This is a genomic window from Chryseobacterium sp. sg2396 (assembly GCF_042610505.1).
Lineage (GTDB): Bacteria > Bacteroidota > Bacteroidia > Flavobacteriales > Weeksellaceae > Chryseobacterium.
Genome location: NZ_JBHGAQ010000008.1, coordinates 48,214 through 69,447, shown reverse-complemented (window position 1 = coordinate 69,447; position 21,234 = coordinate 48,214). Strand labels below are relative to the sequence as shown.

The window sequence follows — 21,234 nt, the reverse complement described above, 5'->3', positions numbered from 1 at the left end:
ACGTGAATATATAAATTTTATTTTAACTTATTTAAACTTTCTTTAACATTTGCAGACATGATTTCTGGTTGTATTCCATATATTTTAAAGATAACCAGGCGCAGGCGAATTTATACCAATGTTAAAAAAACAGATAAGTGTTTATCTGAAAAAGTGAATAGCTATAAAATGGCTTCCCTTACTCTGGTTAATTTCTGTAAAAGATCTTCCAGCAGATCCAGTCGCAGCATATTGGCCCCGTCGGATAAAGCCGTTTCCGGTGTCGGATGGGTTTCGATGAAAATTCCGTCTGCTCCTACAGCGATTCCTGCTTTGGCTACGGTTTCGATAAGGTCCGGTCTTCCGCCGGTAACGCCTGAACTTTGGTTCGGCTGCTGTAAAGAATGGGTAACATCCAGAATAACAGGTGCATAATTTCTCATTGTCGGAATTCCTCTGTAATCCACAATCAGATCCGTATATCCGAAGGAATTTCCTCTTTCGATGATGGCTACTCTCGGGTTATCGGAATCCGTAATTTTCTGAACCGCAAATTTCATCGATTCCGGGGATAGGAACTGCCCTTTTTTCAGGGAAACGCATTTTCCGGTTTTGGCTGCGGCTACCAAAAGATCCGTCTGCCGAACCAGGAACGCCGGAATCTGAAGTACGTCTACGTATTGGGCTGCCAGCGCAGCGTGTTCGTTTTCGTGGATATCGGTTGTTGTCGGGATGTTAAAAGTCTCTCCTACCTTTTTAAGGATCTCCAGCGATTTCTCTTCGCCGATGGTCGTAAACGAATCTACCCGGCTACGATTGGCTTTTTTAAAGCTTCCTTTGAAAATATACGGAATATTGTATTTGTTGGTGAGTTCCACCACTTTTTCTGCAATTTTCAGCGCCATGTCTTCACCTTCAATGATGCAAGGCCCGGCAATAAGAAAAAAGTTTTTTGAATCTTTGTGGTGGATGTTATTTAAATACTGAATCATTTTATGGTAATTAAAAGTTCAGTAAAAATACTGAGAAAGTTCGGAAATGCGAAATTATTTACCAACCATCTTCTTAGCACCGCAGATCTGGCAGATGACGCAGATTTATTTTGTTTTTGAAAGATTCTGAACTTATTTACCGTAAATTCAAAGTAGAAACAGTTCACCATGCTGGAAGTAATAAAACTGGAGACTGAAAGTTTATTCTGCCGACATATTCTTTATCAGATGATCTTGTTGGTATGCTGTTAAGAGAAAATTACATTAAATTTCGCGGTCACATTTCCGATTTTTACTTTAAATTAAAGAGAAAAAATTGAATACCATCAAATTCATATTATTTAATTCAATTATAAAAATTTTGAATTTTCATTTATCAAGCTAAAGTTTCTCTAAGAATACTTAAACACACTCTGCATTAAGGCGATATAAAATACTGTAAATAAAAAAAATAGCAGAAAAAAAACAAACTGATAAAGGTAATATTTTCTGATCCGGAATATTTTAATTAAAAGTAAATGAACCAGGAATAATATTATAAAATATCCTGTAATGATGCCGGTCCCTTCTATCAGCATTGTATTGTTATCAGCATAAACACAGGAAAAAACCAGAGAAAATAATAAAACAATTCCAAAACCTATTAAAAACCTTTTCCGAAGATTCGTATTTTCATTATATACGAAGAAATAAAAGTTAGACAATGCAAAAATTACAGCTAAAAGTTTGATGAATTCCATCAGAATTTCTTTACAATCTTCTCTAAAGTATTCACATTCCGGCTGGTAAACTGGTCTTTCAGATTTTTTCTTCCTAAAATTTTCCCAAATGCCGAATCCAGCGTATTTCCTTTCGGAACTTTCCAGTAAAAAATATCATCTACAATTTCAGCGGTTTCATTTTCTGCTTTTGAGGCATTTTCAAACGCGTTCATCAGGATCTTCTCAATTCCTATGTTTCCTACAAAAATATAGATATGCTGGTCTTCGCTTTTTTCAAAAGGATTATTGTGGAGCGCATTTTGTATTTCCTCCTGCGATTTGACGAACAGAAATGCTTCATACGAAAAATGTTCAGACATCGCTTTTTCCAGAATTGTTTTTAATTCATCTGCTTTCTGATCGGACGAAAAAATAATATTCCCTGAAGCCAATACCGAAGACACCTCTTCCATCCCGGCCTCTTTAAAAACCCCGCAGACTTCCGCCATCTTCATGTTGGTTCCTTTTACATTGACGCCACGGAGAAAAGCACAGTATTTCATGGTTTGGGTGTATGAGGGCGTTAGAGTCATGGTGTTGTAGTGTTGAGGAGTTTATTCTACTATTTAGATTAATCGACTCTTTCGTACAGGTTGTAGTCTGTTCCGGAAGGTTTGAGGATGTAGATCTTTTCCAGAATTTTGTTATCGCTTTTCAGATGGTCTTTCACACGGAATTCTTTGATCAGCTTATAATGAACTTTGATGTACGTCCCATTTTTGGAAGCGAATAAATCATCGTAGGAAAGCAGGTATTTGGGTTTTCTGTTTTTTACGGTATTGATCCAGAAATTCGGTTTGTCCTTTTTGATTTCTTCCTGTACTTTTTTGTCGACCAGTCCAACTTCATCAATGGTTTTTAATCCTGAAAAATACGGCACATAACCGGCTGGTTCCAGAAAGATCCACTGGTTTTTATCTTTTTCATACTGATTCAGAAATAAGCCAATGGTTCTCCGGTAATTCCATTCACCATTCCCTGTAGCAATGGAATGTACGGTCTGGAAAGCCAGCATCGGAATAATATAAATTACAATCAGTAAAGAAAGCCACCGTTTCTTTTTCTCTTTCTGTTCCAGGACAAAAATTACAACAGGCACAAACAGCAATACCTGCGGAACCCAATAATACCAGTCGAAAAGGCTTTTCTGCGAAAGGAATACCAGCTGCTTCACCCATCCGAAAATAAAGATGACCCAGAGAAAAACATTTCTTTTATTGCGTTGCCTGATCAGGTAAATGAAACACAACAGTTCAAAAATCAGGATGATAATCGTTAATGGATTAAAATCACCCGGGAGTTTCAGCATCCCCCAGAAATTCCCAAAATTCAGTCTGAAGTATTCCAGGTTTTGGTCAAATGTAAAATCTTTGCTGTAAGCCAGTTTTTTTGCCACAATGGTGTTATTGACGATCTCTCCAAAATACAGCCAATTGAACGCCAATGTAACAGCAATGCCCACAATACATCCCAATACGTAAAACCATTTTATTTTCTTCGTCCAGAAGATATTCACCAAAAAAACGATGCCCAGAAAGATCACCGTATCGATCCTGGTAAAAAGGATCAGGATCGGAAAAATAATCTGTGCCCATCTTTTACTTTGATAAAAGCCATAATACAGCAAAGCCATTTCCAGAAAAAAAAGAATGCCGTATTCCATCCCCAGAATGGAAATTTTAATAGCCGGCGGTAAAATTCCTATTAAAAAAATAAAGATCGCTTTGTCCCATGCGTTCTTTAACAATAGGTGTGAAAGAAACAGGCTTCCGATGGTGAAAAGTACAGAATTAAAAACAAGCAGCGGAACAATGAAGTTTTCTTTGCCGAAAATTAAATTGAAAAGATAAGAAACAAAAACATAAAGATGCGTTGTGGATGCCGAGATTTTTACCGGCCCATTAAACCCGATCACACCGTAGTCCATTAGATTCTGGGCAACCCTCCAGGTAATAAAGGCATCTTCCTGAATATAATTCGTTAATAAAAACAACAGTTTAAACGCAACTGTAAAGATTACAGCATACCGTGGGATTTTGCTATTTTTTGTTTCTGACATTGTGCTTCGTTAATCCGGCAAATATAATCTTAAAATTCATCAAATCCCAACACAAAAAAAACGGAACCGAAGTTCCGTTTTTAATATTAAGGCTAAGTTCAAAATTTTAAACTTATTGTGTTGCTTTGATAATTGAATTGGTAATCTGTGTTTCCTTTTCTTTCGAATAGGTGGAATCAAAAGGCTCCATCACATCGAATAAATACTGGTAAAACGGCGTTATCTTCTGTACCTGCTCCGATTCCTTCATGGCTTTTTCCTTGCCCATTTCTTTAAGATTTTCAATAAAGGTATTGAATTTCTTATCGATCGGTTCAATGGATTTTACCAGGTAATCATAGGCTTTGTCTTTTTTCCCGATTCTGGTATAACCGTCGGTAACGGCTGAAATCACCAGAGAATATTCCATCGGCTTGGTCCTGATCTGTCTTCTCAAATAGTTCTGATCGGCTCTGCTCAGGCTCATATAATAATCATACTCGTCAAAGATTCCTTTTTTAAGCACTTCTGCCAGCTGCAGACCTTTTTTCTCCTGGCCGGAAACAATGTATCCGTATACCATAGAGCTTAAAGAACGCGGATCGTTATATTTCTGAGCCGGGATTTCTTTGGAAGCCAGATCAAGCAATTCCGCAGCTTTTCCTTTTTCTCCCATCGTTGCCAAAGCGGCAGCTGCCCTGCTTGCGGACGAACGGTAACTCATGATGTTGGATGTTGCCGTTTCATCGAAATGGCTGTTAAGATCCTTGAAATTCCCCCATCTGAAGTTTTTCACTACATTATACAGGGAGTTTGCGTCTACCCTTCCCATATCTCCGTTCTGTGTCTGTGGCGTGTGGATCGGCACCAAACGGTAGCTGAAACCGTCGAACTGCAGATATTCATCCAGATAGAAAATATTTTCGCTGTCATAGATTCCTCCGGAAGAGAAACTGATCGGTCTTTTCCAGTCGAAGTTGGCAAGCACATCCAGCATGATCAGGTTATTTTTATACAAGGTATTTCCTTTGTAGGTAATCATGATCTGGTTTACCGTATCCGGAAGATCCGCAGCCTTTATGATTCCAGATTTTACGGCGTTTTCTTTATTTACCGGAAGGATGAATTTATTTACCGGTAGAATATTGTATTTCTCATATTTCTCTTCACCGAAATACATTTTTAACAACTCGTTTTTAGCCGGAGAAGAATACTTCAGGAAGCTGATGGCCTGCTTCATCGTCATGGAATCCTGCGTCAGGAACTTTCTGAATTCCGCAAATTCCGTCGGTGGCGCACCCTGCTCTTTCAGCATAGAGAATAATCCTTCCCAATCCGATTTCTTCATCATATAGATCTGGTCGTTGACGCCGTCCCTGTAATCATCGTGAGTCAGTACACCCGGAACCGGTGCAGCGTTGTAGGTTCTTCTTTTAATCTGATCGATATTCCAAGGAGTTGAAGCCAGGGTAAAGTTTACCACTTTTACGTCATCTCTGAACTGTTCCGTTTCCTGGATCGCCCAAACCGGGTAGGTATCGTTATCTCCGTACACAAAAAGAATATCTTCTTTCGGCAGTGATTTCAAAACGGAATATCCGTAATCATAAGAAGTATATCGGTTGTGTCTGTTGTGGACATTATAGTTCTGGAAACCCATCATAAAAGGAACCCCCAGAAGAACCACGCCTGCAACCAGATTGGCCGCATTCGATTTGATTTTAGATTGCAAGAACCAAAGGATGGCTCCCGCTCCCAATCCGATCCAGATGGCAAACACATAGAACGAGCCTACCATCGCATAATCTCTTTCTCTCGGTTCGAAAGGTTTTACCCCGGTATAGAAAATGATCCCGACACTCATCAACACAAAGATCGACAGCATCGCGTAGAATCTCCCGAAGTCTCTGTTCAGCTGGAAAAAGAATCCGATCAGCCCTAAAATTAGCGGTAAAAAGAAGAATTTAACGGTACTTTCATTTTTAAATTTTGAAGGCATCTTGTCCTGATTCCCCCATAATGCGTTATCGATAAAAGGAATCCCTGAGATCCAGTTTCCTTTTGTGCTTTCCATATTTCCTTCAAGGTCGTTCTGACGGCCCACGAAGTTCCACATCAGGTAACGTATAAAATAATATCCGTTCTGGAAGGTAATGAAATAATCAAGGTTCTGCGCCAGGGAAGGCTTCTGAACGTTGATCAGGTTATAAGGTCTTACTTTCAGATAATCTGCCGCAGTAATCGATCCGTCTTCGTATTTTTTTCTTAATTCATCAAAAATCTGTTTCGCTTCCGGGCTGTTCGCTACATCTTCGTTACCATAATTAAAGGTAAAATCCGGTGCTCCATACATGGAAATGTAGTTGGCCATCACATCTTTGTCCTCATTGAACATTCTTGGCATAAATCCTACATGGGCTTTATTAAAGACATAATTGAAACGGTCTCCCGTTTTTCTGTACGTTCCGGTCTTTTCGTCTTTCTCGTAGATTTCTCCGGTTTTGGTTGTTTTGAAGCTTCCGTCTTCGTTTTTCTCGATTCCGTTTGCATCGAGGAAAGCGGTATAGTTCTGTCCGTAAATCGTAGGCCAGTCACCATACTGCTCCCTGTTGTAATAATCCAGCATTCCGATGGCGTTGTCCGGATCGTTAAGGTTCATCGGCGGATTGGCATTTGCCCTTATCGGAATTACCATCCAGCATGAAAAACCTATCATCATAAAAACTATGGATAAAGCAATGGTCTGGAATACATTTTTTTTCATCTTTCTTGTATAGGAAATCAGAAAATAACAGATTCCTACCATCAGGATAAACCCAACTATGGTTCCTGAATGGAACGGCAACGATAATCCGTTCACAAAGAAAATCTCAAGCTTCCCGAACATCGTCATGATGAAAGGGAAAATCCCTTTAAAGACAATAGCGAGAATAAGCAGGGTTATAGCATTTGCCCAAAGAAAATTCTTCCAGGTGAATTTATAGCTTCTTGCATAATACACAAGACATACCGCAGGAATCGCCAGCATACACATCATGTGAACGCCTACGGAAAGTCCCAGAATAAAGAATATCAAAATGATCCAGCGCTCGTTCCCCGGCACCTGGTATTCGTTTTCCCATTTGGTGATGAGCCAGACCAGAAGAGCAATAAACATCGACGCCATCGAATATACTTCCCCTTCTACCGCAGAGAACCAGAACGTATCTGAAAATGTAAAGCATAGAGCGCCTACAATACCTGCAAAAAGAATAGAAATTTCCTGATGTTTTGTAATTTCCTCAAAGTCCTTGTTCAGAAGCCTTCTTACAAAATGCGTGATCGTCCAGAACAGAAACAGGATTGTAAATGCACTGAACAGGGCAGACATCGCGTTGATCACGATCGAATAGTTTTCGCCTTTTCCTAAAGCAAAAATGGCTGCCACGGCACCCACAATCTGGAATAATGCCGCTCCGGGAGCGTGCGTTACTTCGAGTTTTACTGCTGAGGAAATGTACTCGCCGCAATCCCAGAAACTGAAATTCGGTTCTATGGTGGACAAGTACGTAATGAATGCAATAGCGAAAACCACCCATCCGAGAACGGTGTTCCATTGCCTAAAAGTCCAATTTTTCATATTATTAAATCAATTACGCGAAAATAAGGCTTTTATATGATTTTATGGGGTTTTTAACAAAATTTAAAGATTTTGGCTCACTTTTTGAAAAGTTTCATCGTTGGATATACATATAAAATAAATTTTGCGTATTTTTAGATTTCAAAAATCAAACAAAAGTTTAGAAATTGAATTTATTTTTTTGTATTTTTGCCGACAGATTTTTATTGAAAAATAACGACAAATAATGAGTAATGTTTACGATAATATACTTGGCCTAATAGGAAATACTCCTATGGTGAAGCTTAACACTGTGACGAAAGATATTCCTGCAACCGTTTATGCCAAGTTAGAATCATATAATCCTGGACATTCCACTAAAGACAGAATCGCACTTCATATTATAGAAAACGCTGAGAGAAAAGGTTTATTAAAAGAAGATTCCATCGTTGTGGAAACTACTTCCGGAAATACAGGATTCTCTATTGCCATGGTCTGCATTATCAAAGGATATAAATGCATACTGGCCGTAAGTGATAAGACAAAACCTGAAAAAATTGCTTATCTTAAAGCATTGGGAGCTACCGTATACATCTGTCCGGCGAATGTTCCGGCGAATGATCCGAGATCCTATTATGAAGTAGCCAAAAGAATTGCTGCGGAAACCCCGAATTCCATTTACATCAACCAGTACTTCAATGAGCTGAATATTGATGCCCATTACCAGACCACGGGTCCTGAAATCTGGGAACAGACGCAGGGCAAGATTACCCATCTTTTTGCCTGTACGGGAACCGGCGGTACTTTGTCAGGTTCAGCAAAATTCTTAAAAGAAAAAAATCCTTTTATAAAAATCATCGGTGTGGACGCTGACGGATCGATCCTGAAAAGCTATCACGAAACCGGGGAGATCCATAAAGAAGACGTTCATCCTTACCAGATTGAAGGAATGGGAAAAAATTTAATTCCTTCCGCTCTTCTGTTCGACAAGGTGGATGAATTTGTGAGAGTGAATGATGAAATGTCGGCCTACAGAACCCGGGAAATTGCCTTGAAAGAAGCAATCATGGGAGGTTATACCACCGGAGCGGTAACCCAGGCACTGATGCAGTATTCCCAGTCTCATAAATTTTCCGAAAATGATCTGGTGGTTTTAATTTATCCTGATCACGGTTCAAGGTACATCACCAAAGTGTACAGTGATAAATGGATGGCAGAACAGGGTTTTATTAATAACTGTGTTCACAATTACGATGAAGTTTTCAAAACCGAATTCATCAAATAAGGAGCGAATAAATTTATACAAACCAAGCCTTTTTGTAACCACAAAAGGCTTTTTTACTTAAAATATTAATAAAATGTTGGATATTTTTGACAGAATAAAAGAAAATCCAGGACCTCTTGGACAGTTTGCAGATTATGGCGAAGGCTATTTCATTTTCCCCAGATTAGAAGGACCGATCGGCCCGAGGATGCAGTTCCAGGGTAAAGAAGTTATCTTCTGGAGTGCTAATGATTATCTGGGAATGTGTAATCACCCCGAAGTGCTGGAAGCCGACGCAAAGGCAGCTGCAGAATTCGGAATGTTCTATCCGATGGGCGCAAGAGCGATGTCCGGAGAAACGGAACAGCACCTTCAACTGGAAAGAGAACTGGCTGATTTTGTTCAGAAGGAATCCGCCTATTTATTGAATTTCGGTTACCAGGGAATGGTTTCTACGATCGATGCTTTGGTAGGAAGAAATGATGTAATTGTTTATGATGTTGATTCTCATGCCTGTATTGTTGACGGGGTGAGACTTCACGCCGGAAAAAGATTTACATACAGACATAACGATATTGCCAGCCTTGAAAAAAACCTTGAAAGAGCAACCAAAGTAGCTGAGGAGACAGGAGGCGGTATTCTTGTTATCACGGAAGGAGTATTCGGAATGAGAGGCCAGCAGGGAAAATTAAAAGAAATCTGTGACCTGAAATCCAAGTTCAAATTCAGATTACTGGTAGATGACGCGCATGGATTCGGTACCCTTGGTAAAACAGGAGCCGGAGCCGGTGAAGAACAGGGCTGCCAGGACCAGATCGATGTTTATTTCTCTACTTTCGCCAAATCAATGGCGGGTTTTGGAGCTTTCATCGCAGGAGATAAAGAAATCATCAGATACCTGAAATTCAATTTAAGATCCCAGATCTTCGCAAAATCACTGACGATGCCAATGGTAATCGGTGGCCTGAAAAGACTTGAACTGTTGAGAACAAGACCGGAAATAAAAGCCAAGCTTTGGGAAAACACCTACAAATTACAGAACGGACTTAAAGAGAGAGGTTTTAATATTGGGGATACCAATACCTGTGTAACTCCTGTGATGATGCAGGGAACACCTGTAGAAGCAACACTTCTGGTGAAAGATTTAAGAGAAAATTACAGAATCTTCACTTCAGTAGTGGTATATCCGGTTATTCCAAAAGGGATGATCCTGTTAAGACTAATTCCTACCGCTTCACACACGGATGCGGAAATCAATCAAACCCTGGCTGCTTTTGAAGCGATCCATGACAAATTGGTAAGCGGACACTACAAAGAGCAGGAACAGAAATTACTGGAAGAACAGGGCTTAAGCTTTAAAGCGATTTAAAATAATATCATGAAAACCACTGGAGCATCTCAGTGGTTTTTTTTCATTTAAAATTAATTCACCAATGCCATTATTAATTTCGGGAATTCATAAATTAAGAGTTGCATATATTATAAAAATTAAATTATTTGAAATAACTTTGCAAAAAATTTCTGTTGAAAGATCTGCTTCTTATCACCCCACCCTTTACCCAACTTAATACGCCTTATCCTGCCACGGCTTACATCAAAGGTTTTCTGAATACCAAAAATATTTCGAGTCATCAGACGGATTTGGGGATTGAGGTTATTCTCGCTTTATTTTCAAAAGAAGGGCTTCGTAAAGTTTTTGATAAGGATATCGATCTTCCGAATGTTTCGGAAAATGCCCAACGGATCTTTACTTTAAAGAACGAGTATATCAAAACCATCGACCAGGTCATCCGTTTTCTTCAGGGAAAAACACCGACCCTGGCCCGGCAGATCTGCTCGATGAATTTTCTTCCCGAAGCCTCCCGTTTTAATCAGCTGGACGATATGGAGTTCGCTTTCGGAAATATGGGGCTTCAGGACAAGGCTAAACATCTGGCCACCCTGTACCTGGAAGACCTCTCCGACTACATTGTCGAAAATGCAGATCCTGATTTCGGATTCAGCCGTTACGCTGAACGGTTAGGAAAAAGTGCCAACTCATTTGATGAGCTGTACGCAAAAATACTTGGAGACCTTACTTTTATCGATTACTTTACTTTGGAAATCCTTCGGGAAAAACTGCAAACCGTGCAACCCAAGCTGGTCTGTTTTTCAATACCGTTTCCAGGAAATCTGTATGCAGCTTTCCGTTGTGCCAAGTATATCAAAGAAAATTATCCGGACATCAAGACAGCAATGGGCGGCGGTTTTCCAAATACTGAATTACGGGAAATAAAAGACCCAAGGGTATTTGACTTTTTTGATTTTATCACCCTTGATGACGGAGAACTTCCCCTGGAACTGCTTTGTGAAAATATCTCCCGTACCGGACAAAATGAAATTGAAGCAACGCAGTTCAAAAGAACTTTTTTGATGGAGAATGGGGCCGTAGTTTATAAAAACAATTCGGCACGGCACGATTATAAGCAGGCGGATATCGGAACGCCCGACTACAGCGATCTGAAACTGGACCAATATATTTCGGTGATCGAAATTGCCAATTCTATGCACAGCCTCTGGAGTGACGGAAGATGGAACAAGCTGACGATGGCGCATGGCTGCTATTGGGGGAAATGTACCTTTTGCGATATTTCTCTGGATTATATAAAAATCTACGAACCAATTTCCGCAAGGATTCTGGTCGACCGAATGGAAGAACTGATTGAGTCTACAGGAGAAACGGGATTCCATTTTGTAGATGAAGCCGCACCGCCTGCGCTGATGCGGGAAGTCGCCCTTGAAATTTTACGGAGAAATCTTGTCGTTACGTGGTGGACGAACATCCGTTTTGAAAAGAGCTTCACGAAAGATCTCTGCTTTCTTTTAAAACTTTCGGGTTGCGTTGCCGTTTCAGGAGGACTCGAAGTGGCAAGCGACCGTCTGCTAAAATTAATAGACAAAGGAATTTCCGTGGAGCAGGTTGCCAAAGTTACCCGTAATTTTACGGAAGCCGGAATTATGATCCATGCGTATCTCATGTACGGCTACCCTACCCAGACCATCCAGGAAACCGTGGACTCCCTGGAAATGGTGCGGCAGCTTTTCGAGATGGGAATTTTACAAAGCGCCTTTTGGCATCAGTTTGCCATGACCGCGCATTCGCCTGTCGGGCTGAATCCTGAAGCGTTTGGTGTTACGCCTTTGAAGCAGGAGATTTTATTTGCCAACAACGATATCGATTTCACCGACAAAACCGGGATTGATCACGGCAAGTTCAGTTTCGGACTGAAGAAGTCTCTCTTCAATTATATGCATGGAATTAATTTTGAACTTCCGCTTCAGGAATGGTTTGATTTTAAAATTCCGAGAACGACCATTCACCCTGACTACATTCACGACTGTCTTTTGGAAGAAGATGATTTTAAATTTAAAGGAAACTCGAAAATCATCTTTTTAACGCAAAACGTAATCGCTGAGAATCGCATAAAAACAAAAAAGAAGTCCGTTTACCCGTACACGAAAATTACAGCGCACCTAAAAACCAATATTGTCAGCGTAGAACTGGAGCAGGAACAGGCGCAATGGCTGTTGCATACCTTTAAAGAAAATGCCATTGAAAATCAGAAAAAACCTATGCTTCAGCAACTTAAAGACAACTTTGAAGAAAAACTGGAAGATTTTGAACTGTTCTGGTTTTCCAGGCCGATGCAGCAACTGAAGGAAAACGGAGTGATTTTGAGTTTGTAAGTTTTTGGTCTTTTTCTTCTGGATTTTTAAAAATTTGTAATACGGCAAGGTTAACGGAAAGATTTGTATCTAGATTCCTGTGGAATGACAAACTCGACGTTTATTTCTTTTTTACATCCCTATTTGTCATTCCGCAGAAATCCAAACATAGTATTAGAGATTAGCATGAAGGAGGCGAGATTCCTACGTAATAACAATTCGACGTTTGTTTTTTTTAAAGTAAAACAATCATTTACTTCTGCACCCCATCTTTCGTCACCTCTCCTACAATTACCTTTTCCTGGATTTTGATAAAGTTCGGGTCCATAATGGCCATTCGTTCGGCAATGGCTTTATAGGTTGGAAATTTCAGGATAGACGCACGCCCGGATATTTCGCGATACAGTGTAAAGGTCTTTCCTCCTGCCGATTTCAGCTGCTTCGTGGTGGTAATGTATTTTCCGATATATTTGCTATTGGCATCGTAGATCTCGATATCGACGAATGTTTTATCGGTAACCGTATCATCCGCTCCAAAACTTACCGGAAGATTCGTAAAGTAGCCAACGGGTTTCCCATTGCTCAAAATTTCCCCGACATTATTTACCGTAATATTTAATTTATCAATTTTGGTCCTGGTAGTATAAGCCTCTTTGGTCTTTGTGTCAAGCTTTCTCTTAGGAGAATTTTTAAAAAGTTCATCCAGATTTTTAATGTTAATGCCTCGTTCATCAATGATTTTCAGGCTTTTGACTGAGGTATAAGCCGCCGACTTTTCTTCACCCGAAAATGCGGATGGCGAGGTATAATCCATTTCCAGTGTTTTGTCCTGGTTGTAAACCCTTTTGAGTTTGATGTAGCTGTCGCGGACCGAATCCACGATGCTTTTATCCTCGAATTCAATGGTGTAAATCGGTGTCTCCTTAAGGTCCATAAAGGTATAAATGCTTCCTTTGTTCGAAATTTTTGCCACGGGAATTCCTTCAAGATGTACAATTCCTCTTTTGATTTTAACGGTCTGCGCCTGGAAAAAGATGCCGAAAACTGTAAATAAAATGATTAAACCTCTTATCATAAAACCGAATTCTTACCACATAAAAAAAAGTGTAACAAAGTTACACTTTCTTGAAAATATATTTAGCTTTTCATTTAATTATTCACAAAGGATAATTCCTTTATTATGATTAAATTCTACAACACCGCTTTTGATGGGATAAGAAAAAACCGAATCTTTTTCATTTTCTTTGGTAAAATATTTTGCATAAGCTTCGTCGATCGATTTGGCATACAAATTTACTTTACCACCAACCAAAGAAGAAACAATTCCTGCGTGGTTCTGCATGATGTGGAATTCACCATTTTTCCCCGGCAGCAATACTGAGTCTACTTCTCCTTCAAAAACTACGTATTCTGGTGTTAAAATTTTTATATTCATTTTAATTGCTTTTGGCTTTTGGCTAATAGCTATTGGCTATCAGCAATGAGCATTATTATGCGTTATCAGCTAACATTTTTTGTCCGGCTTCGATCGCTTCCTCAATGGTTCCTTTCAGGTTGAAAGCAGCCTCCGGTAAGTGATCCAATTCACCGTCGATGATCATGTTGAAACCTTTGATGGTGTCTTTGATGTCTACCAAAGATCCCGGGATCCCTGTAAACTGTTCTGCTACGTGGAAAGGCTGAGATAAGAATCTCTGAACTTTTCTTGCACGGTAAACTACGGATTTATCTTCTTCGGAAAGTTCTTCCATACCAAGGATGGCGATGATATCCTGAAGTGCTTTGTATCTCTGAAGGATCTCTTTTACTCTCTGTGCACAGTTGTAGTGCTCTTCACCAATGATTTCCGGAGCAAGGATTCTTGAAGTGGAAGCCAAAGGATCTACCGCAGGGTAAATACCCAATGAAGCGATCTTTCTATCCAATACCGTTGTTGCATCCAGGTGGGCAAATGTTGTTGCCGGAGCCGGGTCAGTTAAGTCATCCGCAGGTACGTAAACCGCCTGTACGGAAGTAATGGAACCGTTTTTTGTAGAAGTAATTCTTTCCTGCATCGCTCCCATCTCAGAAGCAAGGGTCGGCTGGTAACCTACCGCAGATGGCATACGCCCAAGAAGTGCAGATACCTCAGAACCTGCCTGTGTAAAACGGAAGATGTTGTCTACGAAGAAAAGTACGTCTCTACCCTGTCCGCTTTCTCCACCGTCTCTGTAGTACTCAGCCAAAGTAAGACCTGAAAGGGCTACTCTCGCTCTTGCACCTGGTGGCTCGTTCATCTGTCCGAAAACGAATGCGGCTTTAGAATCTTTCATAGCTTCTACATCTACTTTGGAAAGATCCCAACCTCCGTTTTCCATAGAGTGCATGAAATCGTCACCATACTTGATGATTCCTGATTCAAGCATTTCTCTCAAAAGGTCATTTCCTTCTCTCGTTCTTTCCCCTACACCGGCGAAAACCGAAAGACCTCCGTGTCCTTTTGCAATATTGTTGATCAACTCCTGGATCAATACTGTTTTACCTACACCGGCACCACCGAACAATCCGATCTTACCTCCTTTTGCATAAGGCTCAACCAAGTCGATTACTTTAATCCCTGTAAATAAAACTTCTGCAGAAGTTGAAAGCTGATCAAATTTCGGAGCCGGTCTGTGAATAGGAAGACCACCCTCCTTAGATATATTTTGAAGTCCGTCGATAGCATCACCAACTACGTTGAAAAGTCTTCCGTTTACCGCCTCACCGATTGGCATTACGATAGGATTACCATATCCTATTACGTCCTGTCCTCTTTTAAGACCGTCGGTAGCATCCATTGCGATACATCTTACCGTATCTTCTCCAATATGCTGTTCTACCTCCAAAACTACTTTTTCACCGTTTTCTTTTGTAATTTCCAACGCGTCATAGATTGCCGGAACTGCTTCCACATCACTGAAAACAACGTCGATTACCGGACCGATAATTTGAGAAATTTTACCTTTAATTTGGTTTGCCATTGCTAAATTTTTTCTTGGTGCAAATATAATGATTCTTCATTAACCCGCAATTGGTAAAAAACAGATTTTTATCATACTTTTCAAGCAATGTAACGATACAGCAATTTACCAATATAACAATGGATGCTGTTAAAATTATTGATACACTGTTATATTGATAGATTGTTACATTATATCTATATTTGCAGTCAAAATTTTTCCGGTTTGAAAGTTTTCAGGAATTTTAGCGAATACACTTCTCAAAAGCCCTTGGCATTATCTCTGGGCATGTTCGATGGCGTCCATCTTGGCCATAAAAGTATTATCGATGAATTGATAAGGGTAGGTAGAGAGAATCACCTGGAAACCGCAGTGCTCACGTTCTGGCCGCATCCGAGGTTTGTTTTTAACCCGTCCGAAAACCTGAAGCTGCTGAATACCCTGGAGGAAAAAACGTTTTTAATGGAAAAATACAACATTGAAAACCTGTTCCTGAAAGAATTTGATGAGGAATTCAGAAATCTGACCGGCGAAGAATTTGTACGGCAGATCCTGGTGGAGAAGTTGCACGTAAAATACCTGATTATCGGCTACGATCATTCTTTCGGGAAAAACAAAAGTGGGAATTTCGAATTGTTGCAAAAACTTTCAGAAGAACTTGATTTTGAAGTGGAACAGATGGAAGCGATCAACATCCATGAAAACAACATCAGCTCTACCAAAATCCGGAAAGCCCTTCTGGATGGAAATATCCGGGAAGCCAATGAAATGCTGGGATATTCCTACTCTGTCTCCGGAACGGTAGTGCATGGAAAGAAAATCGGGCGCACCATCGGTTATCCGACAGCCAACATCGAAACCGACTGTATTAAGCTTTTACCAAAAAAAGGCGCTTATATTGTTGAAGTTTTCGTAAAAGATCAACATTACAAAGGCATGCTGAGCGTCGGCACTAATCCTACAGTTAACGGGGAAAAGTTAACCGTTGAAGTATATATTCTTGATTTTAACGACGACATTTACAACGAAAAAATCACTGTGAAATTCCGTGATTTCCTTCATGACGAGATTAAGTTTGAAGGAATCGAAAAGTTGATTGAGAGATTGGATGAAGATAAAAGACTGACGGAGAATTTTATTTTTTAGTTTTCTAATTCAAGCGGATTTACGTATTTCTCATTTTCTTCTCTTCTTTTTTCTCTTTCCCTTATCATTTCTCGTCCTTTTATAATTGTGGTTCCATAGCTTGCCATTATACCGGATGCATTAGCATCAGCACTTCTTTTTGCTTGTTTCAATTTCGATTGTGTTGTTTCGATAGCTTTGGTATATCTGCTTTTCCTAATATTTACTAATTTCTTTTTTAAATTAGAATCAGATACAGATTTTACCAATTCAAAATCAAAGTCTCCCTTATCATCAGTTATTTTTACAATTAATCCCGGTAACCCGCTAAATTTCATAGGACCGTAAGGAAAAGGAATTTCGGGAGAGTACCATGCAATCCAATTCCTGCCTTTAAAAGTGACTTCTGCTTTTTTACACTTCAAGGTATTAATTACTTTTGTTTCATCTATAAGTTTCCAATTCTTTATTACAGGTTCTTTATAGGTAAGTAAAGACATTCCAGCGTAGTCAAAATATTGTATATTTTCATCCGATTGTAAAATAGTAAAATTAAAATTTGTTTTTGGAATCACTACACCTTCTTTGTAACCAAGGGTTATACTTCCATCAGAATTTGTTTTTGACGTTCCAGAATTTGTCATTACAGAATCACCTTTTAACGATATGGTATTTGCAAAAAAAGCACGATTATCACTTATTTGTAATGAGAAAAATTCTTCGTGTCTGTTATTAGTTCGTGTGTCGAATTTAGCTTTTAATAGATAGGTAAACATACCACGCAAAGAATCCTGTTTGTATGATTGAGCGTAAGATAAAATACTACAAAATAATATTAATATGTGAAATAGTTTTTTTTTGTAAAGCATAGAGGTTTTGTTATTATAAAATCGCACTTATAGAATAACATTACCCTATAAGTGCTGAAGTTTACATTAATTAATAGCTAAATGAGAACTATCATCACCTGAATAAGTAGGTGTCTTACAATTAATTGCTTCAACTCTATCACGCCATTCAGAGGCTTGTTGAGGAGTCCAATCCTGAGTAGTTATAGCAGTTATACCACAGGAAGTTTCTGCAATCCAAACTTGACCTGCTGTTACTGTTTGAAGTTCATTTCGAGATAATTTTTTTAAATTTTTCATTGTAATAAAATTTTTGATTAAAAATAAATTTGTGTTTAAAATTTTTTGCGCAATCAATTTTAACACTTCTAAGTAAAATAAAAAATGTGGTACACACAATAGGTTTAATCACTTTTTACTGAGAAATTTATTATGTTAAATAACTATAATTCAAATAATTATAAATAATTATAAGATTAAAATTAATTACCAGAAGCTGATTTTTTATGAAAAATCTATTTTTAAGAATTTTCAATTTCCTCTTTCGCTTTTTTTGTCAGTGATTTGAAAATTAAATCATACGACTGATCAATCATCTTACAAATCAAATCTCTTTTTAGACCATCAAGTGAAACGGAATTCCAGTGGGTTTTGTTCATGTGATAAGCACCCGTAATCTGCGGATGTTGCTCACGGAGCTCGCTGCTCCATTCCGGATCCGTTTTTACAGAGATCTGCAACGGCTGCCGCTCCAGCGACATCAGCAGAAACATTTTTGTTCCCACCTTCATTACCAGTGTTTCATTATCGAAAGGAAAGCTTTCGGTTACTCCTTTTTTGGCAAGGCAATAGTCTAAGATTTCGTTGGCATCCATATTTTATAGTATGAGTAGTAAATAATGAATAATAGAAAATAAAAAATTTGTAAGATGGAATATTTTTTACTTCAGGTCAAATTTAGTAAATTTAAGAAAGAAACATCATCACTTTAAATTTCAATTATTATGAAAGCTTTAGTTATCGGCGCTACGGGTGCCACAGGAAAAGATTTGGTCAATCTGTTGCTTCAGGATCAGGATTTCGATGAAATTAAAGTTTTTGTAAGAAAACCGATTGACATTCAGAATGATAAACTAAAAGTCCATGTGGTAGATTTTGAAAAGCCGGAAGAATGGAAAAATGAAATAAAGGGCGATGTTGCTTTTTCCTGCCTGGGAACGACTCTAAAGGCAGCCGGAAGCAAGGAAGCCCAACGGAAAGTCGATTTCGACTACCAGTATGAATTTGCAAAAGCGGCCAAAGAAAATAACGTGGAGGATTACATCCTGGTTTCTTCATACGGCGCCAATCCAAAATCCAAAATTTTTTATTCCCGGATGAAAGGCGAGCTGGAGGACGCAGTGAAAAAGCTACATTTTACTAAAATTACCATCTTTAAACCGGGTATGCTGGAAAGAAAAGATTCAGACCGTCCGGGAGAAGTGTTGGGAAGCAGAATCATTAAGTTTGCCAACCGGCTAGGATTGCTGGAAAGCCAGAAACCTTTACCGACCAACGTTCTTGCCAAAGCCATGATTAATTCTTCTAAAATAAAAAGCAACGGCTATTCGAGCATCAAGCTAGGGAATATTTTCTGTTTTGCGGAAAAGAGCAATGATTAAAAGTCAATGGTGAATTGTGAACAGGATAAGATTATCAATTAAACGCTGCTCTTTAATGAACAGCGTTTAAACAGATAAATTTAACTGAATTCGGAATTCAGCTTTTTTCTGATTTCCTCGGCAATCACCTTATCCTTTACCTTTTCATACGTTTTTTGTGCTTTTTTGATCAGCTTTTCGTCGTTTTTATTTTTTCCTACTTTAATTAATGCGAGTGCATACAGGGAAAGATAGCCATCGTCTTTTTTATAGGTAGAATAAGCATCTTCAAGATAAGGTAGGGCTATTTCATAGTTTTCCTTCAAGGTATAGAGCATCCCATACATATAAACGACATCATCTTTTACTTTGCCAGAAACTTTATACAACTCTTCTGCGCGTTTTAAATTTTTTAATCCTTCTTCATAATCTCCTATAATAACAGATGTATTTCCGATCCCGTAATAGCCTTCAGGATTTTCCGGAAAGTATTTCACCATCTCCTCATATTTTTTCCGGGCTTCATCCACTTTTCCGAATCTCATAAACTGTATCGCGAGATTCTGCTTAAAGATCGGTGCGTTATTCTGAGCCAGGCTATCGGCAATATAGTATGCAGCCAATGCTTCTTTATGCATATCCTGCAATCTTAAAAAATATCCGGCCATAAAATAGGCATCGCAGTATTTTGGATCTTCACTGGCTACTTTCAGCAACAAATTAGTGATTCCACCGTAATATTTTGGATAATTCAATGCTAAGAAAGCAGTTTCAAAGCTTTTTTTAGAACTGGCATTTTGTGGTGTGCAATAATTTGTTTTTCCTAAGAAATACGAATCCTGAGAAAATCCCTTGACGGAAAGGAGCAAAATTAAAATGATTACTAGTTTTTTCATGGTTTAAAAATTAAAAAAAGTGGATAAAAATCCACTTTATAACGATATTCTTTACTATTTATTTCAGATACTTCGTAATGGCTTCATCTGTAGGTTTGGTAGTGCTTACGAAAGAATCAACCAGCTTTCCGTTCTCGTCAATTAAGAATTTGGTAAAGTTCCAGAGGATGGTTGTGTTCTTCACCCCGTTCAGCTCTTTCTCGGTTAAGTATTTAAAGATCGGAGCCGTATCGCTGCCTTTTACGGAAACTTTGGCCGCCATCGGGAAAGTTACCCCATAATTTTTCTGACAGAAAGCGCCGATTTCTTTATTGCTGCCCGGTTCCTGGCCGCCGAAATTGTTCGCAGGGAAACCTACTACAACCAATTTGTCTTTGTATTCTTCCGACACTTTTTCAAGATCGGCATACTGAGGTGTAAATCCGCATTCCGAAGCGGTATTCACGATAAGGATTTTCTTTCCTTTAAAATCGGCAAAGTTGATCTGCTTCCCTTCTTCCAGGGCGTCAACTTTAAAATCATATATTGATTTTCCCATAAGTTCATTCGTTTTGGCTTTAGATACATCACTTTTCTTCTGGGCACAGCTGTTGAAAAAAGCAACCACCGAAAGAAACATTAAAAACAATTTTTTCATAATTTAAATTTAATTCTTTTTTTGATTAAAATTTGAAAGTATTGGCAGGAAATACTTTATTGATATCGATCCTGTTGATCAGCATCACGTAATCACCGTCTTTTTTGGCACTTGAAGACTCAATCCTGAATGGCATAGATAAATTCCCGACTTTTTTAAAATCTGAATACAGCAAGGTTTCATCCTTTTTTACTTCTTTCAAAAGCATGTAGTTTTTAGTATCGAAATAATAAACGTTTTTATTAACATTTTTCGTCAGTTCCACCTTATGGCAGTAAATGTTTCCTATTTTTTCCTTTCCCAGGTATTTTGCCTCAAACCCTTTATTTTCCCAGTCGATAAAATCATTGTCGAAACTTTCCGGAACATATTCTGCATATTCCTGAACTTTGTTGGTTGCGTAATTCATCGCATAACCTTTAGATCCGTCATAGCCTTCAATGGCCGTATCTTTTCCGCCGATGGTAATCACGGTTTTGGTAAGATTCGGGCGTTGCTGGTAGATTTTGATCGGGTATTCGTCTTTCACACCCAGAATTACTTTTCCCTGAAGCAGTACGGAATTCAGCAGTTTCCAATTGGTGAGTCCTCCGGACAGTTCGATATTTTTATCAATAATTTCCTTTGCCGTCTGAGCCAGACATAATTGGGAGCATACCAGAATAAATGCTAACAGTAATTTCTTCATGAATACTTTTTATAAATTCAAATATAAGGCTTTTTTAATTTGAAAAAAGGAGACGCATATCACATTTCAGAATTATCTATCGGCA

The 21,234-nt window shown here is 38.8% G+C and carries 18 protein-coding genes; 5 read left to right on the top strand and 13 right to left on the bottom strand.

Annotated features, from left to right (window positions below; genetic code table 11):
- Window positions 1–161: 161 nt before the first annotated feature.
- The 4 genes from kdsA to ACED20_RS10160 form a co-directional block, all read right to left on the bottom strand.
- Window positions 162–971, bottom strand: a complete 810-nt coding sequence (kdsA, locus tag ACED20_RS10175; protein ID WP_294198917.1) for a 3-deoxy-8-phosphooctulonate synthase — start codon at window positions 969–971, stop codon at window positions 162–164.
- 739 nt (window positions 972–1,710) lie between these two features.
- Entirely contained in the window at window positions 1,711–2,235 is a 525-nt protein-coding gene (locus tag ACED20_RS10170) for a DUF1697 domain-containing protein (RefSeq protein WP_294198918.1), read from the bottom strand.
- Window positions 2,236–2,303: 68 nt separating this feature from the next.
- Window positions 2,304–3,791, bottom strand: a complete 1,488-nt coding sequence (locus tag ACED20_RS10165) for a hypothetical protein (protein ID WP_378104409.1) — start codon at window positions 3,789–3,791, stop codon at window positions 2,304–2,306.
- Between the two features lie 112 nt (window positions 3,792–3,903).
- Entirely contained in the window at window positions 3,904–7,389 is a 3,486-nt protein-coding gene (locus ACED20_RS10160) for a DUF2723 domain-containing protein (protein WP_294263278.1), read from the bottom strand.
- A 226-nt stretch (window positions 7,390–7,615) separates the two neighbouring features.
- On the opposite strand from ACED20_RS10160, the gene ACED20_RS10155 reads away from it, so the two are divergent.
- From ACED20_RS10155 to ACED20_RS10145, 3 genes are all read left to right on the top strand, one after another.
- Window positions 7,616–8,653 (top strand): PLP-dependent cysteine synthase family protein, encoded by a 1,038-nt coding sequence (locus ACED20_RS10155; protein ID WP_294263279.1) that lies wholly within the window; start codon window positions 7,616–7,618, stop codon window positions 8,651–8,653.
- A 76-nt stretch (window positions 8,654–8,729) separates the two neighbouring features.
- Window positions 8,730–10,001: an aminotransferase class I/II-fold pyridoxal phosphate-dependent enzyme gene (locus tag ACED20_RS10150; RefSeq protein WP_378104539.1), complete on the top strand. Its 1,272-nt coding sequence runs from the start codon at window positions 8,730–8,732 to the stop codon at window positions 9,999–10,001.
- Between the two features lie 155 nt (window positions 10,002–10,156).
- Window positions 10,157–12,358 (top strand): B12-binding domain-containing radical SAM protein, encoded by a 2,202-nt coding sequence (locus tag ACED20_RS10145; protein WP_378104407.1) that lies wholly within the window; start codon window positions 10,157–10,159, stop codon window positions 12,356–12,358.
- Between the two features lie 232 nt (window positions 12,359–12,590).
- Here ACED20_RS10145 and ACED20_RS10140 read toward each other — a convergent pair whose 3' ends face one another.
- The 3 genes from ACED20_RS10140 to atpD form a co-directional block, all read right to left on the bottom strand.
- On the bottom strand, window positions 12,591–13,412 hold the full coding sequence (locus ACED20_RS10140) for a hypothetical protein (RefSeq protein WP_294228980.1): 822 nt from the start codon (window positions 13,410–13,412) through the stop codon (window positions 12,591–12,593).
- A 78-nt stretch (window positions 13,413–13,490) separates the two neighbouring features.
- A complete protein-coding gene (locus ACED20_RS10135) occupies window positions 13,491–13,772 on the bottom strand; it encodes a F0F1 ATP synthase subunit epsilon (protein ID WP_294199263.1) in 282 nt (93 codons plus the stop codon).
- A 55-nt stretch (window positions 13,773–13,827) separates the two neighbouring features.
- On the bottom strand, window positions 13,828–15,336 hold the full coding sequence (gene atpD / locus ACED20_RS10130) for a F0F1 ATP synthase subunit beta (protein ID WP_149245661.1): 1,509 nt from the start codon (window positions 15,334–15,336) through the stop codon (window positions 13,828–13,830).
- A gap of 204 nt (window positions 15,337–15,540) precedes the next feature.
- On the opposite strand from atpD, the gene ACED20_RS10125 reads away from it, so the two are divergent.
- Complete coding sequence (locus ACED20_RS10125) at window positions 15,541–16,461, top strand: bifunctional riboflavin kinase/FAD synthetase (protein WP_294333896.1); 921 nt, start codon at window positions 15,541–15,543, stop codon at window positions 16,459–16,461.
- Here ACED20_RS10125 and ACED20_RS10120 read toward each other — a convergent pair.
- The 3 genes from ACED20_RS10120 to ACED20_RS10110 all read right to left on the bottom strand — a co-directional run bounded on the left by ACED20_RS10120 (window position 16,458) and on the right by ACED20_RS10110 (window position 18,163).
- Window positions 16,458–17,309, bottom strand: a complete 852-nt coding sequence (locus ACED20_RS10120; RefSeq protein ID WP_294199261.1) for a GLPGLI family protein — start codon at window positions 17,307–17,309, stop codon at window positions 16,458–16,460. The two genes, ACED20_RS10125 and ACED20_RS10120, sit on opposite strands and share 4 nt — an antisense overlap.
- Before the next feature lie 66 nt (window positions 17,310–17,375).
- Window positions 17,376–17,588, bottom strand: coding sequence for a hypothetical protein (locus tag ACED20_RS10115; RefSeq protein ID WP_294199260.1), 213 nt, complete (start codon window positions 17,586–17,588; stop codon window positions 17,376–17,378).
- A gap of 221 nt (window positions 17,589–17,809) precedes the next feature.
- Window positions 17,810–18,163 (bottom strand): MmcQ/YjbR family DNA-binding protein, encoded by a 354-nt coding sequence (locus tag ACED20_RS10110; RefSeq protein WP_294226283.1) that lies wholly within the window; start codon window positions 18,161–18,163, stop codon window positions 17,810–17,812.
- 129 nt (window positions 18,164–18,292) lie between these two features.
- Between ACED20_RS10110 and ACED20_RS10105 the strand changes: the two genes are divergently transcribed.
- Window positions 18,293–18,949: an NAD(P)H-binding protein gene (locus tag ACED20_RS10105; RefSeq protein WP_345765738.1), complete on the top strand. Its 657-nt coding sequence runs from the start codon at window positions 18,293–18,295 to the stop codon at window positions 18,947–18,949.
- Between the two features lie 80 nt (window positions 18,950–19,029).
- On the opposite strand, the gene ACED20_RS10100 is transcribed toward ACED20_RS10105, so the two are convergent.
- From ACED20_RS10100 to ACED20_RS10090, 3 genes are read right to left on the bottom strand one after another with little or no spacing between them, the layout of a single operon-like run.
- A complete protein-coding gene (locus ACED20_RS10100; protein ID WP_378104402.1) occupies window positions 19,030–19,824 on the bottom strand; it encodes a tetratricopeptide repeat protein in 795 nt (264 codons plus the stop codon).
- Window positions 19,825–19,882: 58 nt separating this feature from the next.
- Entirely contained in the window at window positions 19,883–20,461 is a 579-nt protein-coding gene (locus ACED20_RS10095) for a glutathione peroxidase (protein ID WP_294226274.1), read from the bottom strand.
- Between the two features lie 25 nt (window positions 20,462–20,486).
- Window positions 20,487–21,149, bottom strand: a complete 663-nt coding sequence (locus ACED20_RS10090) for a histidine kinase (protein ID WP_294201200.1) — start codon at window positions 21,147–21,149, stop codon at window positions 20,487–20,489.
- Between the last annotated feature and the right edge of the window lie 85 nt (window positions 21,150–21,234).

Bases quoted from the DNA above. Each gene is read 5' to 3' on its own strand.
- kdsA (WP_294198917.1), bottom strand. From the start codon at position 971: ATGATTCAGTATTTAAATAACATCCACCACAAAGATTCAAAAAACTTT.
- ACED20_RS10170 (WP_294198918.1), bottom strand. From the start codon at position 2,235: ATGAAATACTGTGCTTTTCTCCGTGGCGTCAATGTAAAAGGAACCAAC.
- ACED20_RS10165 (WP_378104409.1), bottom strand. From the start codon at position 3,791: ATGTCAGAAACAAAAAATAGCAAAATCCCACGGTATGCTGTAATCTTT.
- ACED20_RS10160 (WP_294263278.1), bottom strand. From the start codon at position 7,389: ATGAAAAATTGGACTTTTAGGCAATGGAACACCGTTCTCGGATGGGTG.
- ACED20_RS10155 (WP_294263279.1), top strand. From the start codon at position 7,616: ATGAGTAATGTTTACGATAATATACTTGGCCTAATAGGAAATACTCCT.
- ACED20_RS10140 (WP_294228980.1), bottom strand. From the start codon at position 13,412: ATGATAAGAGGTTTAATCATTTTATTTACAGTTTTCGGCATCTTTTTC.
- ACED20_RS10135 (WP_294199263.1), bottom strand. From the start codon at position 13,772: ATGAATATAAAAATTTTAACACCAGAATACGTAGTTTTTGAAGGAGAA.
- atpD (WP_149245661.1), bottom strand. From the start codon at position 15,336: ATGGCAAACCAAATTAAAGGTAAAATTTCTCAAATTATCGGTCCGGTA.
- ACED20_RS10120 (WP_294199261.1), bottom strand. From the start codon at position 17,309: ATGCTTTACAAAAAAAAACTATTTCACATATTAATATTATTTTGTAGT.
- ACED20_RS10115 (WP_294199260.1), bottom strand. From the start codon at position 17,588: ATGAAAAATTTAAAAAAATTATCTCGAAATGAACTTCAAACAGTAACA.
- ACED20_RS10110 (WP_294226283.1), bottom strand. From the start codon at position 18,163: ATGGATGCCAACGAAATCTTAGACTATTGCCTTGCCAAAAAAGGAGTA.
- ACED20_RS10105 (WP_345765738.1), top strand. From the start codon at position 18,293: ATGAAAGCTTTAGTTATCGGCGCTACGGGTGCCACAGGAAAAGATTTG.
- ACED20_RS10100 (WP_378104402.1), bottom strand. From the start codon at position 19,824: ATGAAAAAACTAGTAATCATTTTAATTTTGCTCCTTTCCGTCAAGGGA.
- ACED20_RS10095 (WP_294226274.1), bottom strand. From the start codon at position 20,461: ATGAAAAAATTGTTTTTAATGTTTCTTTCGGTGGTTGCTTTTTTCAAC.
- ACED20_RS10090 (WP_294201200.1), bottom strand. From the start codon at position 21,149: ATGAAGAAATTACTGTTAGCATTTATTCTGGTATGCTCCCAATTATGT.